The organism is Thermogladius sp. KZ2Tp1 (genome assembly GCF_051131135.1).
In the GTDB taxonomy this organism is placed as follows: Archaea; Thermoproteota; Thermoprotei_A; order Sulfolobales; family Desulfurococcaceae; genus Thermogladius.
The window spans coordinates 890327-906083 of the sequence record NZ_CP151274.1 but is presented as its reverse complement, the minus strand read 5'-3'; the positions used below and the strand labels follow the sequence as shown (position 1 = coordinate 906083).

15 protein-coding genes and 1 tRNA gene are annotated in these 15757 nt (G+C 53.9%); 8 read left to right on the top strand and 8 right to left on the bottom strand.

What is annotated here, in order from left to right; genetic code table 11:
- Nucleotides 1–2 precede the first annotated feature (2 nt).
- Nucleotides 3–1067 carry an ornithine carbamoyltransferase gene (locus tag WLZ34_RS05080; RefSeq protein ID WP_428726630.1) on the top strand — a complete coding sequence of 355 codons (1065 nt, stop codon included), beginning with the start codon at nt 3–5 and terminating at the stop codon, nt 1065–1067.
- A 40-nt stretch (nt 1068–1107) separates the two neighbouring features.
- Here WLZ34_RS05080 and WLZ34_RS05075 read toward each other — a convergent pair whose 3' ends face one another.
- Both WLZ34_RS05075 and WLZ34_RS05070 read right to left on the bottom strand, forming a co-directional pair.
- Nucleotides 1108–1470 carry a hypothetical protein gene (locus tag WLZ34_RS05075; RefSeq protein ID WP_434730988.1) on the bottom strand — a complete coding sequence of 121 codons (363 nt, stop codon included), beginning with the start codon at nt 1468–1470 and terminating at the stop codon, nt 1108–1110.
- A 119-nt stretch (nt 1471–1589) separates the two neighbouring features.
- On the bottom strand, nt 1590–2900 hold the full coding sequence (locus tag WLZ34_RS05070) for an SLC13 family permease (protein WP_434731941.1): 1311 nt from the start codon (nt 2898–2900) through the stop codon (nt 1590–1592).
- Between the two features lie 145 nt (nt 2901–3045).
- On the opposite strand from WLZ34_RS05070, the gene WLZ34_RS05065 reads away from it, so the two are divergent.
- The 3 genes from WLZ34_RS05065 to WLZ34_RS05055 are packed head-to-tail and all read left to right on the top strand — an operon-like array spanning nt 3046 to nt 4350.
- Nucleotides 3046–3762 (top strand): hypothetical protein, encoded by a 717-nt coding sequence (locus tag WLZ34_RS05065; RefSeq protein WP_434730987.1) that lies wholly within the window; start codon nt 3046–3048, stop codon nt 3760–3762.
- An 8-nt stretch (nt 3763–3770) separates the two neighbouring features.
- Entirely contained in the window at nt 3771–4055 is a 285-nt protein-coding gene (locus tag WLZ34_RS05060; protein ID WP_434730986.1) for a TIGR00304 family membrane protein, read from the top strand.
- Nucleotides 4056–4059: 4 nt separating this feature from the next.
- A complete protein-coding gene (locus tag WLZ34_RS05055) occupies nt 4060–4350 on the top strand; it encodes a hypothetical protein (RefSeq protein WP_434730985.1) in 291 nt (96 codons plus the stop codon).
- On the opposite strand, the gene WLZ34_RS05050 is transcribed toward WLZ34_RS05055, so the two are convergent.
- On the bottom strand, nt 4334–5347 hold the full coding sequence (locus tag WLZ34_RS05050; RefSeq protein ID WP_434730984.1) for an ATP-binding protein: 1014 nt from the start codon (nt 5345–5347) through the stop codon (nt 4334–4336). The two genes, WLZ34_RS05055 and WLZ34_RS05050, sit on opposite strands and share 17 nt — an antisense overlap.
- Before the next feature lie 55 nt (nt 5348–5402).
- On the opposite strand from WLZ34_RS05050, the gene WLZ34_RS05045 reads away from it, so the two are divergent.
- Both WLZ34_RS05045 and WLZ34_RS05040 read left to right on the top strand, forming a co-directional pair.
- The gene (locus tag WLZ34_RS05045) at nt 5403–6317 is read left to right on the top strand and encodes a glycosyltransferase family 2 protein (protein ID WP_434730983.1); all 915 of its coding nucleotides are present in this window, start codon (nt 5403–5405) and stop codon (nt 6315–6317) included.
- Nucleotides 6318–6388: 71 nt separating this feature from the next.
- Nucleotides 6389–6661 carry a transcriptional regulator gene (locus WLZ34_RS05040; protein WP_428727492.1) on the top strand — a complete coding sequence of 91 codons (273 nt, stop codon included), beginning with the start codon at nt 6389–6391 and terminating at the stop codon, nt 6659–6661.
- Nucleotides 6662–7000: 339 nt separating this feature from the next.
- On the opposite strand, the gene WLZ34_RS05035 is transcribed toward WLZ34_RS05040, so the two are convergent.
- From WLZ34_RS05035 to WLZ34_RS05020, 4 genes are all read right to left on the bottom strand, one after another.
- The gene (locus WLZ34_RS05035; RefSeq protein WP_434730982.1) at nt 7001–8914 is read right to left on the bottom strand and encodes an ABC transporter permease; all 1914 of its coding nucleotides are present in this window, start codon (nt 8912–8914) and stop codon (nt 7001–7003) included.
- Nucleotides 8915–8926: 12 nt separating this feature from the next.
- Entirely contained in the window at nt 8927–10030 is a 1104-nt protein-coding gene (locus WLZ34_RS05030; protein ID WP_434731940.1) for an ABC transporter permease, read from the bottom strand.
- A 115-nt stretch (nt 10031–10145) separates the two neighbouring features.
- Nucleotides 10146–13166, bottom strand: coding sequence for an ABC transporter substrate-binding protein (locus WLZ34_RS05025; RefSeq protein WP_434730981.1), 3021 nt, complete (start codon nt 13164–13166; stop codon nt 10146–10148).
- 62 nt (nt 13167–13228) lie between these two features.
- On the bottom strand, nt 13229–14071 hold the full coding sequence (locus tag WLZ34_RS05020) for a hypothetical protein (RefSeq protein WP_434730980.1): 843 nt from the start codon (nt 14069–14071) through the stop codon (nt 13229–13231).
- An 87-nt stretch (nt 14072–14158) separates the two neighbouring features.
- Between WLZ34_RS05020 and WLZ34_RS05015 the strand changes: the two genes are divergently transcribed.
- Nucleotides 14159–14641, top strand: coding sequence for a hypothetical protein (locus WLZ34_RS05015; protein ID WP_428727497.1), 483 nt, complete (start codon nt 14159–14161; stop codon nt 14639–14641).
- 4 nt (nt 14642–14645) lie between these two features.
- On the opposite strand, the gene WLZ34_RS05010 is transcribed toward WLZ34_RS05015, so the two are convergent.
- Nucleotides 14646–14719, bottom strand: a tRNA-Lys gene (locus WLZ34_RS05010).
- Between the two features lie 109 nt (nt 14720–14828).
- On the opposite strand from WLZ34_RS05010, the gene WLZ34_RS05005 reads away from it, so the two are divergent.
- Entirely contained in the window at nt 14829–15743 is a 915-nt protein-coding gene (locus tag WLZ34_RS05005; RefSeq protein ID WP_434730979.1) for a metallophosphoesterase, read from the top strand.
- The last annotated feature ends 14 nt before the right edge of the window (nt 15744–15757 follow it).

The window sequence follows — 15757 nt, the reverse complement described above, 5'->3', positions numbered from 1 at the left end:
TCATGCCCTCGCTAAGGTACCTCGTAAGGGAGTTGAGCGGGAAAGACCTGATCTCCACGCTAGAGTGGAGCGACGAGGAGATCGACATAGCGCTGAAACTAGCAGCCGAGTTCAAACAATTAGCGAACTACTACGGCGTCGAGGCTATTCCCAAGGTGCTGGAGAAGAAAGTCTTCTACATGCTGTTCTTCGCGCCATCCACGAGGACGAGGGCGGCTTTCGAGTCCGGCATGTACTTCCTTGGCGGCCACGCAGCATACATTGACGCGACCACGACTAGGATGGCGTTCGGCAAGCAGGAGAAGGCGGGGGAGGCCGTTAAGGACGTAGCCGCTATGTACGACTTGTACGGTCACGGCCTAGGCATCAGGATCCTGGACAAGGCCATTGACTACCTGTACGGCGTAGGCAATTCCTATATAAGGGAGATGGCTAAGGCGGCGAAGATCCCCGTCATCAACATGGCCGACGACATGTTCCACCCGACGCAGGGCCTGGCGGACATATTCACCTTCATCGAGAGGTTCGGGAACCCGCAGGGTAAGAAGTACGTGATAATGTGGGCGTACAGCCCGGAGATCAGAGGCTGGTGCAGCCCCCAGGAGGACATGATACTATTCCCCAGGTTCGGCGTAGACGTCGTCATTGCCAGGCCTCCAGGATTCGACCTAGACCCCAAGCTCGTCGAGCAGGCTAAGGAGCTCGCCAAGGAGCACGGCGGCTCCCTCGAGGTCACTGACAACCTACAGGAGGCGCTGAGGGGTGCTCACGCCGTCTTCCCGAGGAACTGGGCTACGCCAACACTAGTCCAGGTCGGCTACAGCAAGTTCAAGGACGAGGAGCTCAAGATATACGAGAAGTACAAGAACTGGAAGGTGACAAGGGAGTTAATGGACTTGATGGACAAGCACGGAGCCTTAATGCACGTGCTACCGATATTCAGAGGCTACGAGGCGGACGAAGACGTCATCGACGACCCGAAGAGGTCTATAATTTACGAGCAGGCAGAGAACGGCCTGTGGACGAAGATGGCCGTCCTAGCGTTGACGATGTACGGAGTCAAGTAGGTCTCTCACAACGTTTTTTCTCTCCTCTCTTACTTCTAGCTCACTTAACGTAGTCCTCGAAGTCCACCTCCCTACCCTGCTTCACGAACTTGATCCTTAGCTCGGGCCTCACGTCGAGGCCGAGCCTTCTCAGGACCGCTAATACGGTTAGACCGTCGAGCTTGTCTACAATCCCCCTCTTCAACATCTCGTACAGCACGGAGACGACCGCGGGGTATTCTCTCGGGTACAACTGCTTCGTCTTCTCTACCAGTTCAAGTGCCCTGTCGTCGGACAGCTTACTATAGACCGCTCTCTCCGGGTCAACGGGCTGGGCGTCTCTCTCCTCCTTTTTCTGGGACTGAGCAGAGATGAGCCTCTTCAACATCTTCAACCTCAGTTCGTCGGGGAGTGTGTCGTCCAAGGAGCTACACCCTGCCCTCGTTCTGTACGAGTGCTTTAACACCCATATATAATCTGAGTAAAACTTATGAGGACTCACGGCTTAAAACCCGCTCTACTAAAGTCGTCTGGGAGAGCGCCTTACGAAACTAAGCCTAGAAGTTGTAGAGGTGCTAGGAAAGCGAAGTAGACAACAATGTTTACCAGCGTCACTATAGCGCCGATCTTCGCGAACTTCGTGAAAGTGATGGTGGTCCCCATTCTCGACTCGAGGTACTCTACGATGATTATGTTGGACGCCGCCCCGAGTATGGTCAGGTTCCCAGCTATCGTCGTGGACATCGCTAGCGTCAGCCAGGGTAGGTCTTGTTTTCCTGTGTAACCCGCCTCGTGAAGCTCGGTTATCATCAGCCTGGTGAAAGGCACGTTACTTATCAGCTGGCTCCCAACTACCGAGAGGGCCGAGATCGATAGAATACTGAGAGGCGTGTCGACCGGTCTTCCCGAAACAAACAGCGCTAGAAGGGGGTTTAGGAAGCCGCTCCTCCAGACCCCTTCCATGGTTATGAACATCGATATGAAGAAGACTATAGTGCCCCAGTCCACCTTGCCTAAAACCTCACGTGGGTTCTCCGAGAACACATATATGGCCGAGGCGACGACAAAGGGGATTATCCCCCTCTCCTCTACGTAGGGGAGACCCATCAGCTGTAGTAGGTCGTTAACCATGAGTGCGGATACCGAGACGGCCAGCCCTATACCAGCCAGGGCAGCGTCTCTCCTGCTTTCTATCGTCTCCTCTGGTACTAGGAGCACCTCGCTCTTCCGCCCGTTTCTTACGCCATACAACTTCATCAAGATTAGAGGCGTGACGAGTAAGTTGAGAGCGGTCGGGATGGACAAGTAGAGTACAAATTTCACGAAGGGCGCCGACATGCCAGACCTAACAGCGATTAGCATGTTCTGCGGGTTACCAATAGGTGTCATGACGGAGCCGATGGTCAAGGAGAAAGCCAGTAGAAGCATCATCATCTCGGATTCGACGCCGATCGCTTTCGAGATAGTGTAGGCGATCGGTGGGCCCATCAACGCGACGGTATCGTTGACGGCCATAGCTGACAGAAGCCCGAATAGTAGCGAGGATGCTACTATTAGCGACCTTCTCGTCTTGAACAGGCGTATGAACCTGCTCGCCACGTAGTCTAATAGCCCGGACCTCTCTGCTAGGCCTGTGATGCTAAACATGCCTATCAAGAACAGCACGACGCTGAGGTCTATCACGCTGTTAAGCTCGTCGAGCCTTACGAGGCCCGATGCTACAGCAATAAACGCCGTGAATGTCATGATACTCCATATAGGGGTCTTCGGCCTCTTACCCCGAATAACTAAGGATACCATTAGCAACACTACTATGAAACCGCCCGCCGCGAGCTTGACGTTCACTTCCTTCACCAAGCCTAACTATGAAGTGTGAGCTAGCTTAAAGGCGGGGCCTCCCGCGATGACCCAGCAAAGGGGTCCCGCGGGCGATTCTCTAATAAGCCTTTTAGACCCGGGCCGTCGGATAAAATAAAGTACCGGCGAGACCCGGGGGAACATGTTCGCGCTCTACGCTTCTATAGTCAAGAACCTCCGCGGGGTGGTCCTGTTCGATCTCGACGAAGAGGGTGGCTGGGACACTGTGGAGTGGTTGAGGAAGAGGTTCAAGTATAGAGATCTCGGCTTGACACCTAGACTCGTCGAGAAGTACAGGGGCAAAGTCGAGAGGTACCTTCAAGGGAACCCCTTCAGAGAGTTGACGTTACCCATTACAGGGCTTGATCGCATGGTGGAGCTCCTGGAGAACGGGGGCGTATCGCGAGAAGTCTCCGAGCTCTTGGTGTTCTCCTCCGTCTACATCTCGCCAGCTATGTGTATTGGCGAGAAGTACTGCGGTGAGGTCGCGAAGCTTGTGGACGAGGCCGTTAAAGTGTGTAAGGGGATGGGCGTAAACGATTGGAAGCTACATCTAAGAATAGCAGACTACTCAATACTCGACTGGTACGAGAAGTGCGTTAAGACCTCTATGGACGTGATCAGGCGGAAAGACCCGCGTCTTTTGGAGGAGGTACTCAAGGCTAGGGCCCAAATGATCGAGAAGGATAAGAAGAGGTACTGGCGGATCGAGTGCGGCGGTGGGAGGGTATTTCTCGGCTACGTGGACTTGCTGGGACTATACTATAGGCTCGGGCTGATCGACCGCGTCGACAAGCCCGACTATTCCACGAGCCTCGCAATAGTCCCCGTGGTATTCATACCTGGCGGCATGAAGTAGTTTATAGCATGGTAGTCTGCATTAGAGATCTGTTAGTGATGGGCTTGGTCGGAGTTCTCATCGTAGTACTGGGAATAGCAATCAGCCTCGTAGGCTTCCTGCTGATGCTGTTCGGGGCCTTACTTTCTGGGGAGGAGGAGAGGAAAAACAGAGCAGAGGGCGGGGGTGTTCTGATCATCGGGCCGATACCAATTGTCTTTGGGACGAGTAGAAGAGCTGCCCTAATAGCAGCGGTTATCGGATTGGTACTAGTGGCTGTAACCATAGTGTTCCTATTGTTAACCACGTGGTGACGGTATGAGCAGCCTAACACGCATAGGCCTCCTGCTCTTCGTGGCAGGTATTGCAATGTCGATTGTTGGGGTTTTACTAGCCCTCTTCGAGTCTTCGACGTCAGCTACCAACGTGTCGACAGGGTTCTGTGTAGTGCTGTTCTTCGTCCCGCTCTGCTTCGGCGCGGGCCCGGCTGGGGCTGTCCTGTTAATCCTCTCTCTACTGGTCGCTCTATTGATAGTAGCCTCTACTCTCCTACTCGTAGTTCTCTCGCGTAGACGCGAGCCCGCCCAGCCGCCTAGCCTACCGAGCTAGGCGGGGTGCCGGTTACCTTACGCGTCCCGCCCGCCGCGGTCTTTTCGATAATCCATCTTCTAACCACGAGCCCCATCGGCTGACCCAGGGCTCTCCTCGTAAACCTGCAAAACGAGCACTCGGTTCCGCTACTTATGAGGCCACAACTAGCACAGGCCTTCGGATTGGTTTGCTCTGCCGACCTCATAGACATCGTTCTCCTAGCGTGAGACCTGAGTAGCGAGATCTTGAAGCCGGGGGACTCCTCCTCGGCCCTGTCGAGCAGTTCTCTAACGTAGCGCTCGAGCCAACCCACGTGCTTGAACGGGCACTTTACGCTCACGAACGGTAACCCGTACAGCCTCGCAAAGCTCTCGATCTCAAACTCGTAGAACTCGTAGAGTGGCTTGATTTTTCTAGCGGCGAGCCCCGGCACCTCGTTGTTAACGGGGGAGATCTTGTAGAGCTGGTCGTAGTCCTGTAGCAGGAAGCTCTTCACTATGTACACGGCCATGTCGTCTGCGTGGTGAGCGGTAGCCAGCGCATCGTAACCCAAGTCCAAGGTGAGCGCGTTCAGTACGTACCTCTTCACCATGCCGCACACGCTGCAAGGGCTTCTTCTAGTCTTCGCGACGAGCTCGGGGATGCCGATACCGTAATCGGAGAGGTCTACGATGAGGTAGTCTAGACCGTGCTCTACACTGAACCTTCTCACCGTCTCCACGGATATCCTGGAGTACTCTCCTATGGACAGGTTCACGTGGACGACTAGCATTTTCGCGAGACCGGACTCGGAAAGAAGCTTGGTGAGGGTTACGCTGTCTTTCCCGCCGGAAACGCCCACGACCACCTTGCTACCTTTACCGAACATCTTGTACCTCTCCACGCTCCTCTCGAGCTTGCGTAGAAGGTACTCCGCGAAATGCTCCCTGCAGAGGTTGAGCTTGGCGTAGGGCAACCTCACAACGGCTTCCCTGTCGCAGTAGTGGCACTTCACTGTGACAACACCTAGGCTCAAGGCACTAACTTTTTTTTACATAAATGTTGATAGACTTATCAAGGTGCTGCCTAGTTTGGGCAATAGCGTCTCGACGGACTTCGCCATCCTCATCCCCGTGCTGAACGAAAGAGAGGGGCTGGAGAAAACGCTTAGAGAGGTAATCGAGTTGGGATACGACCCAGCCAGGGTTCTCGTCGTAGACGGGGGCTCGACGGACGGTACACCCGAGGTCGCGAGGAGTTTAGGAGTGAGAGTGGTTCGACAAGAAGGGCGTGGTAAGGCAGACGCCATAAAGTCCGGCCTAAAGTACGTAAACGGTAGCGTCGTTGTAGTCATGGACGGCGACTACACTTACCCAGCCGAGCACATCCAAGACTTAATAAAAAAGATCAATGAGGGTTACGACCTAGTCATTGGAGCCAGGAAACAAATCGAGAAAAGGGCCCAGAGCGTAGTATATAGGTTCGGCAACTGGTTCCTGACCAGCCTGTTCAACGTCTTTTACGGCGTAAAACTTAGCGACGCGCTGAGCGGCATGTACGCGGTGAGGAAGCGTGTCCTAGACGAGGTCGAGTTCGAGTTCAAGGACTTCAGCGTAGAAGCCGAGATCTTGTCCCACACCCTCTCGACAGGCTATAAAGTAGCCGAGGTCCCCATCAAGTACAGGAAGAGAGTGGGCGAGAAGAAACTCGGTGTTAGGCACGGCTTCACGATACTCTTAAGCATGTTGTTGCTAACGTGGAGGTACAACCCAACTTTCACCGTGCTCTTACTCGGAGCCCTGACCCTAATACCGGGACTGTACTTCGACTTCTACGTGTTCCTTAAGTACGTTCTAACAGGTGTCATACACCACATTAGGGCCTTAGTAGGGGCCATATTCACGACAACAGGTATCGTGAGCTTCTCCCTAGCGCTCTCGGTGTTCTACATGAAAAGAATGGAGGTTAGGTTGCTGAGGAGGATATCGCAGTACTGTCACGACTGAGTCGTGGAAGTTATCTGCTCCAACAACACGTTTTTATCCCTTGAGATACTTTCTGAATATGGGGGTTACCAATGAACAGGGATCAAATGGTGGGTTGGGGTCTAGTCGTTGTGAGCATCGTAGTCATAGTAGCCTACGGCTACATACTGTTCATGACCCCCTACTGGGTGCAACTACTCCAGTTAACAGCGATGATAGCTGTCTTAGGCGTGTTCGGAATACTGGCTTGGATCGGCTACACACTAGCCACCACACCGCCTCCTAAGCCAATTGAGGAGATAGAGAAGGAGATAGAGGAGGAACTAAAGAAGCTAGAACAAGAGAAGTCGGGGGCGTCTAGTTAAGCCGGCTATTAGAGCCGCTCTAAATCGCTACGGCTACAACACCTAGAGGTGTTTTTGCTGGTTCCTCGAACTTAGAGCATAAAACACCGAGACTGGATCTATTCCCTGCTAGGATGATGAGTTACTCCCGGTTAGACGGGTGAAGAGAACTTACCAGGCTGAAACCACACCAGAGAGCAAGAGGCTACCACTTAGTGGTATTCGGCGAGGGTCTCGAGTATTTGAATAACAGATAACTTTGCGCGATTATAGCAAATATGAGAAAGCGAGTAGTGGTCGACTTTGTGTCCTACGAGCACGTTAAAAACGCTATCGCGAAAAGTGCTTGCTTTACGCCCTCTATAGCGTCCTCAGCCTCGGCTCAACGATCCTCTCGATTGCTAGACCCACCAACACGAAGGCCAGGCTCGTTATCGAGATCAGGATGCCCGGAGGTAGGATCCACCACCACACGTCGTACCTGTTGGAGTCCCTTGCTCTACTGAGTACCGCACCCCACGTGGGGTACCCCGACCTTATACCCAGCACGCTTAGGCCCGCCTCGGTTAGTATGGCCGATGGCACCGAGAACACCATGGAGGCTACACCGTAGGCTGCTACCTGCGGTAGTATGTGCTTGAGGATCACCCTGCTGTTGCTCGCGCCAAGCGCTAGCGCGGCCTCAATGTACGGCTCCTCCTTGATGCTCAGGGTCATAGTTCTGACGGTTATCGTGAGGCCTCCCCAGCCGAAGACTATCAGGACCGTGATTATAGTCATCAGAACCATGAACGGGTTGTTGACGAACACCAACAACGCGATCTGACCCAGCAGTATAAGGATCGGCAGGAGCGGTATGTTACCTATGACGTCAACGGTCCTCTGGATCGCCTCGTCGACGTAGCCTCCGTAGTATCCGCTTATGACGCCCAGTATCAGCCCTATTAGTGTTGTCGCCACGGCCGCTGTCAAGCCTATCGCCATGGCAACGGGGAACCCGTAGAACAGTATGACCGCTAAGTCTCTGCCGATGTCGTCCGTGCCTAGCAGTCCGAAAGCCGAGCCCTTGAATATAACACGCACGGTCTTAACAGGTAGCCCTGGCAGCTGTGACAGCGGGGCCTCCGTGGAGTAAGACACAATGACGTCTGCAGTGTACGTCCCCGTAAGCGGCTGCGTCTGTATTTCGATGTTGTAGTACTTTGTAGTCGTCTCGAAGTCGTTTATAACTTTCGAGAGCGACGTCATCGCGGAGGACAGGGCATTCGACTGGTCTGGGGTGAGAGTGTTGTAGGCGACCGAGAGGGCGTAGGCCTGAGTCAAGTTGCCGAGCGCGGCGTATAGGTGTGGTACCATCTCGGAGGGGGTCCTCGAGGCCAGCGCCGACCTCAGCTCTGAGAGGGCTCTGCTGAGGCTTTCCTTGACCAAGTCAGAGCCAGGTGCGCCGGGAGTTACGCTGTTCGCGACTGTCTCTACCTGGTGGTATATCGGTAACAGGTCAGAGGACACGTTTCCGAGAGTCACGGTTACCTTGAGCTTCCCGAATATGTAGAACTGCGGGAAGCTCCTCATCAAAGTCACGATGTTGTTGATTATCCCGAGCCTCACAACGGACAGCAGGGTCGCGTTATTCCCTATAACGCTGGATAGCTGCGTCTCGTTTATGTACTTCGACCCGAGGGCCTCAGCTATTCCACCGTAGTTTGTCGTCGTCAACTTCACGTCTGTTGTCACGTAGAGCCCTGTTATGTTGCTAACGGTCGGGGTCGAGGTTGTCAGAGTAAACGTCAGGTTGTCTGGCCTCGTCAGTTTGAGGACTATTGTCGGGGAGACCACCTTTGAGGTCCCGTTTACCTGGACGTTGAACACGGCAACACCCTGTACTTTAGCGAGTATGTCTTGCGGGTACTGTGGCTGTGTCAACGTGTACTTGACCGTGTATACGTAGTACATGAACCCGGCTTGCTCCATAGACGTAGTGGGCCTAGTTAAAACGTTGACGCTCTGTGGAGCAACCGGCTGGCCCAGGTAGGCGACCCATGCTGGAGGGACTAGCATGGGGTTCTCGTCCCAGAAGGACGGGCTCTCCCACATGGCAAGCAAGTTAGAGGGCATTGTAACGGTCGCTACCGCGGATACCCCGACGAGTACGAAGAGTAGAGCGAGCCCTACTTTACCCGTGCCGAAACTCCAGACCTCTTTGAGGCCGCCCCACAGCGGCTTGACGAACTTCTGCCTTATTAACGTGGTTAGAGATGGTTGCTGGACCGCCATAGCTACCCCACCCTACCTGTACCTGACTCTCGGGTCTAGGATGATGTACAGTACTTCTAGTAGCAGCCTTGCCAATATGTATACTAACACTAGGATGAAGAAGACGCCCATCACGGTGTTAACGTCGCCTGTTGTGATGGCGTAGTACGTCAGTGTACCCATGCCAGGCCAGTCGAAGACGGACTCCGTTATTATCAGCCCGCCTAGGGAGCCCGCGAGGGCCAGTATCACGTACGTCACTATGGGCGGGGCCATGACCCTCACGATATACCTTCTGGCTATGTCCTTTTCAGGCAGCCCCTTCGCCTTGGCCACCATGACGTAGTCCTCTCGCACGATTCGCAGTACCATGGCCCTGATCGAGTACAACCAGGTGCTTAGGAACGCTATGACCAGTGTTATGACTGGGAGCGTCGCGTACCATGATATGTAGAGCGTGTTGACCAGCGGATTGCTCCAGAACGTGTTTATGTACGTCATCAAGGCTCTGTAGTTGGTCGGAAAGATCCTGAGCGTGTAACCGAAGACCGAGAGAAGGATCATAGCCAGCCACCAGACCGGGACGGCGTTGAAGAGCGCCGCGTAGCTAACTATGAGCCTGTCCCACAAGGAGCCGTGTTTATAGGCTATCCTTGGAGCTAGAGGTAGAGCTATTAGAGCACATACGAGCTCGGCCACGGTGGCCATTAGGATGGTCCTCGGTAAGACGCCCGCTATCACGGTTATAACGGGCTGAGGCGGCAGCCTACCTATCAACCCGGTTATGCCCTCCTGGTTAGTATAGCCGAAGTCGAACTTGAGGCTGTTGAAGACCAGCTTCCACATCCTAATGTAGGGCGGGACGGGATTGCCGTTGGCGTCTATGAGGCCGTAGTACTCCATCCAGTACTTCGTCATCTGGTTCTTGAAGTTCTGGATATCGGACGGTGACGCGCCCGGGTGCGTCCTAGCGTATATCTGGACATCGGACTGCACGTTTTGCGTAACAAGAGCCTCGTATATTTTTTGCGCGAAACCAGTGCCCTCGAGTATGCCGGCCGTTAGTATCACTATGAGTATGAAGGCTAAAGTTAGTAGTATTGCTCTCCTTAATATTACTCTACCGGTGCCCGGCATAGTCCTCACACTCGTACCGCTAATAAAGGGAATTAGAAGGAGTATTTATATGTATTCTCTGGGCAGGATTGTATTAGTGTGGGTCGAAAAAATATTTGTGTTTAAAATTAGGAAGCTACTTCTTTCTAGCTAGCCCAATACCGCTGACTATTAGAGTCACTACTACGAGCCCGAGAGTGGCGTATACTAGGTTCTGCAGCGTGGAGACCTGGCTCTTCAAAGCCTCAACGTCGCTGGCCGAAGCGGCTCCCTGTAGTGTCGTCTGCATGCTTGCCAGTGTGCTCTTTATGCTCGAGAGGTCGCTGGATATGGAGGAGAACTGGCTGTTTGCCGAGCTCTGGAAGTTCGTCAGTGTGGCCTGCGTCGTGTTGACCGCGTTAGCTAGGCTGGTCAGCACGTCCGAGACTGTCTTGATGTTCTGGGTTAGAGCCGTTACAACGGCCTGGATCTGCTGCCCTAGCATGGCTGTCAGAGTAGAGTTCAACTGTGTTAGCTGGCTGTTCAACTGGTTAATCTGGTTGTAGACGCTGGATATCTGCTGGTTCAGGGCGCTCTGTAGCTTATTCAACGCCTCCTGGTTCAAGCTCTGCATGTACTGGAGTGCTTCTGCTGTTGAAGCCGTGGTCAACTCTAATTTCTTCATGTCGGGCATCGCTACTATGTCAGAATAGGCTAGAAGTATCAGGTAGTAGGTAGTCTTGTAGTCCAGGTTGATCGTGAAGTCGCTTGAGAAGGAGATCAGGAACGCCGTCTGGTTGATCTGGGTTGCGTCGCCCGTCGACAGTATGTTGCCGGCTGCGTCCTTCAGTATGTACTCCAAGTGTAGCGGTGGTATACCGTTGACTACGACCGTCAAGTTGGCTGGGCTACCCGGCAGTATCTTACCGGGTATAACGGTGCTGAGAGTGTAGCCGCCTATCAGTGTCGTGATCGGCTTGCCATAGTACCAGTCGCCCTTCTTGAATGGGTAGGTCGGGTCTCTGAAGGCCTTGTATACAGCCGTTTGCGCGTCTTTATCGAACTTGTCCATGTAGAACGGGCCCTGGCTTATCCAGGCGTGGCCGTGGGCGTTGATCCAGTTCAGGTCAGCCTGTATCCTGGCGTTCCACTCGTCCATCGTGAGGAGGCCGTCCGCGTAAGCGTTGGCCTTCGCAAAGACTGTCTGGTTGTTAAGGTACGTGGCAAGAGCGTTCTTCACCAGAGCCACGTGGTCGGGGTAGACTAGGCTGAACCACTGGTATCCCTTCCTCTGATAGAGCACTAGGCCTGTCTGGTTCCTCTGGTCAAGTGCCAGCTGCCACGTCACGGTGTGGATCTCGAGCGGGTTAACTATGCCTAGAGTCGCCATTCCGGCTATGTAGTTGGTGTCGAAGAACCAGTAGTCTATGTAGACGATCAACCTCTTGTTCTGGACATCGAAGACCAGGCCCTTGATCATGTCTAGTGTAGGTTTCAGGTTGCTCGCAATCCTGGGCTCCAGCGCGCTGTACTTCGGGTCGTAAGTTATGTCGAATGCGTATGCCCAGGTGGCCGCGACATCGGCCATTGTGATCGTTATACCGTTGTGCCATTTAGTACCGACCAGCTTACTCAGGTCGAAGACGACCATGCTAGTAGCCTTAGTGCCGCTTGGGACGGGGACCCACTTCTTAGAGTTCACGTCCCACATAACGGCGTTAGATGGTACGTCCAGCTTGCCAGTGGGTCCCGCCGTAGTCACGACGTACGGCGTCCTGAACGGTATTGGCTCGCCGTTGAACGGGTGGTTCCAGGTCAACGGGTCGTAGGTGGCGTACATCTGGTCGAAGTAGTACACGCTCCCGATCCCACCCCAGTAGTTCCACGCGTCGCCCGATGTGTAGACCCACAAGTGGCCTATAGTCAGGGCAGGTTTACCGGTGACAAACGCCTCTCTGACGTTCCATATACCTCTCAGGCCGGCACCCAAGTCCAGAGTAATGCCCTGCACCTGGTTTGTGGTCACCCATGTGTCTAGCCTGGTGGCGATCCAGACCCTAACGGACTCCTGTATAGCCATCTCCGTTGCCTTCCTATACAGCTGTACGAACTCGCTCTGGCTGGTGAAGTTGCCCGTGTAGATCCTGAGAGTGAGGTCGTCTATCGTGGAGTTCTGGTAGTTCCAGAAGGTGGGCTCCTGCCAGCCAGGCATGTATCCGAACCACGGGGCGGAGAACTGAGCTATTGAGGCGGTATCCCACCTGGTTATGCCGCCCTTACCCCAGCCCTCCGTGTAGATGTGCCACGCGAATTCCATCGGGTCGGTGCCGTACACGGTGTTGATCGCGTCGGTGAACCTCATCGGCAACACGTTGACCGTGAAGCCTAGCAGTTTTAAGTCGGTAGCCACCATGTTGCCGATGTCGTACCTCTCGTCCTCAATTCTGATAATGAAGTTTATCGCTATCGGCTTACCACCGTAGTACCATACACCGCCGATCTTCTGGGCGCCCACTGACGTCAGGACGCTGGTTATGAGGCTGTCAGCATACGATGGGTCGTACCTGAACTCGTACCTCGCCACGATGTCGGCTATTATCGTGTAGGTGGGGTCGTACTGGCTCAGGAAGGTGTACATCGGTACACCGAAGCCCTTGAGGATCTGCGAGACTATAGTGTCTCTGTCGACCAGGTAGTTCATGGCCCACCTAATCTGCTTGAAGGCAAACGGGTTGATACTGCTAGTGTTGGGGTTAGCGCCCAGCTCGACGATCGTCTGGTTGCCAGAAGTCCCGAAGCCCACGATAGCCGCCAGCGGGACGCCGAGAGCAGCTGCGGCCTGCTTTATAGTGAGCGTACCGTTGAGCGTTATGACTGAGACTGGTGCTGGGTTGAGTATCAGGTCTATTAGACCAGCCGGCGCCTGCCATAGCACTGCGTTAGGGACGCTCTGCTGTATCTGCTGGGCCTGTAGGGGTCTCAGAGCGTAGTAGTACATGTCGATCTGGTTGTTTTTGATCGCGTCAGGAACCTGGTCTATAGTGACCCTTATGAAGGTGATCTGGTCAGAGGCTGGGCCTGGCTGAACCTGCTGAGCGACTCCTAGATTTGCTAGAGGGATTATAGCGATCAACATTAGAGCTAATAGTATAGAGGAGACTCTCATGACGAGTCGCATGCACTGCACCACATTTATTGAAATACGCGTTGAATATATAAACATTTTGTGCTTTGATCGACTCACCTACTTGTCTTCCACCTAGAATAAGTGTACAACGCCACTGGAATTGCTAGTAGTCCTGCGATAACAGGCATATTGTCTTTTAGAGACAAATACGTTGAAGAGCTGTCAACTCTCGCTGTCAGGAAAAGCACACGGGCGTACAAGACGGGGTGTACGGCAGTGTAATTCCCTATGAGGTGAATGCTCGTAGAGGAGCGTGGTCGCAGATACAGTTTTTCTTGGACGGGCGTTCCATTAGTAGAGACCGCGTTCAATACACCGTACACGTCGAATCCTAGATTGTTGGTCACAGTGACAACCGGGCTATCGATGTAGATTGAGAGATTCGAGTAGGCAGTCGCGTAGCCGGCCTGGTGGAAGAGGAGTAGGTAACTCCCGTTACCAAAGCTCACCATTCCGCTAGGCGGCATCGGGGCTAGATAGAAGCCTGGGAGCTTCACCAGTATACGTAAGCCCGTGTTCAACGATACACCGGCCGTACTCTTGTTGATGCGGATACACGTGCCCCCGATATCGTCGTAGAAAGAGAGGTTTGTGTAATACCTGAAAGACGCCAGCTTGTACTCTGCTGAAGAGTTGCCCGTGTATAAGTACACGTAGACCGGTACGTCGAGCGGACTACTTGTTTGGGGTTGTAAGTAGAGAGTCACGTTCTCAACATAGAAGCAGTAGTAAACATCCTCGTAACTCAGAGAAACGGACGCCCCCCCACTACTCAGGGTCACCGGCGGGGTAAACCACAGGACGGCGATTAGAAGAAGGTAAACTATTACTGGTTTAACGAGCACGGCTTTCAGAGTACGCGGGCGGGCCTGCTTCCGGCTTTTCTTAACGGGCATGTTTAGACCTCGTCGTCTCGATACATTTTAAGGATTATGAGAGAGTTAGTATTTATTGACACTGAAACCAGTTTGCCAGGTGGAAGATTGAGGACTTCAGTAACTTTTTTCATCGTCGCGATCGCGCTACTCGTGGGTTCGAACCTGCTGTCTATAGAGGCGTCGAGAGAGGTCCTTGTAACCAAGGAGTCTGTCTTCGACGTACTCGTCTCAAACCCTCCCCGCTTCTTCCACCTGCTCTCGATGCTCAACGAAACAGTCCCCCTTGAAGCCCCCTGTAGCTTGACTATCCACAACCGAGGCAATACCAGTGTCAGGGTAGCCATCACTCCTAGCAACATGTCCTCGATAAACCTGAGTATCCCACCCGGAGGGAGTACGACATCGTCTTTCGACGACTCGAACATCTACATAGAAGTCGCTGACCCGGGTAGTCTCGTGTTCGACTACAGGACCTCGTTCGAGACACGCCCCCACGCTATCCTCGTTATACCGGCGATCCTTCTCTTCGTGCTAGGCTCCGTAACACTGATACTGGGAGTCTTAACCTACGTTTACGAGAGAGAATGAGGAGCGGGCCCGCCGGGATTTGAACCCGGGACCTACGGGTTAAGAGCCCGCCGCTCTACCAGGCTGAGCTACGGGCCCACCCTCCCAATTCCTTAAATCAACGGGGCTTTTATATTTAACCCGCCTCTTCGTGGTTGCTTCCCAGGATACGCTTCAGGCGTTAAGAGTAATAAGATTTTTTGACCAGTTGATCGACTCTGAAAGGTGTCTGGCCCTGGTCGAGACTACACCTAGCCTCTACAAGCTAGTCGACGGGCTGTACATCTACCCCGGGCTCCCCTTCGCCTACTTGAGCGAGCTGAACGCCCTGGTCATGTCGGACCTCCACCTCGGCTTTGAAGAGGCCGCTGCGAAGGGCCTTGAGTACAGCCTGAGGGGGAGGAGCGGGTACGCTGGCGTGTTCCTGCCCAGGATCCAGTTCAGGCGCACCGTAGAGATGCTCGCGAGGGCTTTCAAGATTCGGAGGCCGGGTAGGGTCATCATAAACGGGGACCTGAAACACGCTTTTGACAGGCTACTGAGGCAGGAGAAGGAGGAGGTGTCGAGGTTGATCGACTTTATAAGAGAAGGCGGCGTCGACGAGGTTACGGTCGTCCGAGGGAACCACGACAACTTCGTCAAGAGGGTTCTCGAGGAAAGGGGCGTGTTAATCGTCGACTCCATCGAGACCAGCAGCGGGTTTCTCATCACCCACGGCCACTTGGACGTAGACCCCTCGCGCTACAGCCATGTCGTGATAGGGCACGAGCACCCCAGCATACGCTGCTTCGGGGGGAAGATGCCTGTCTTCTTAAGGATGCCGTTGACCGGCGGTGGCGAGCTAGTAGTGTTGCCTGCCACGGGGCCGTACCACCCGGGTACAACGTTTTCACTGTCGAGAGAAGACTACCTGTCCCCACTGATCAGGAAGTACGGCGTCCTAGAAGAGGCGAGCTTTGTAGCCTGGGTCGAGACGAGCTACACGGGCCTCGCCCTGTCAGAGGCCGACATCAGCAGGCACGAAAAGCTCATAGGGCTTAGCGAGTACAGGTTTGACAACTCCATTGTCACACTAGTCCACATCGAAAACCCGGTGCTGTTACAGGCCTTATGCGAGTTCTGAGAGTAGTCAGCCAA

Coding starts and splice junctions, on each gene's coding strand:
- WLZ34_RS05055 (WP_434730985.1), top strand. CDS start 4,060: ATGAGCAGCCTAACACGCATAGGCCTCCTGCTCTTCGTGGCAGGTATT.
- WLZ34_RS05040 (WP_428727492.1), top strand. CDS start 6,389: ATGAACAGGGATCAAATGGTGGGTTGGGGTCTAGTCGTTGTGAGCATC.
- WLZ34_RS05065 (WP_434730987.1), top strand. CDS start 3,046: ATGTTCGCGCTCTACGCTTCTATAGTCAAGAACCTCCGCGGGGTGGTC.
- WLZ34_RS05030 (WP_434731940.1), bottom strand. CDS start 10,030: ATGCCGGGCACCGGTAGAGTAATATTAAGGAGAGCAATACTACTAACT.
- WLZ34_RS05025 (WP_434730981.1), bottom strand. CDS start 13,166: ATGCGACTCGTCATGAGAGTCTCCTCTATACTATTAGCTCTAATGTTG.
- WLZ34_RS05035 (WP_434730982.1), bottom strand. CDS start 8,914: ATGGCGGTCCAGCAACCATCTCTAACCACGTTAATAAGGCAGAAGTTC.
- WLZ34_RS05080 (WP_428726630.1), top strand. CDS start 3: ATGCCCTCGCTAAGGTACCTCGTAAGGGAGTTGAGCGGGAAAGACCTG.
- WLZ34_RS05060 (WP_434730986.1), top strand. CDS start 3,771: ATGGTAGTCTGCATTAGAGATCTGTTAGTGATGGGCTTGGTCGGAGTT.
- WLZ34_RS05020 (WP_434730980.1), bottom strand. CDS start 14,071: ATGCCCGTTAAGAAAAGCCGGAAGCAGGCCCGCCCGCGTACTCTGAAA.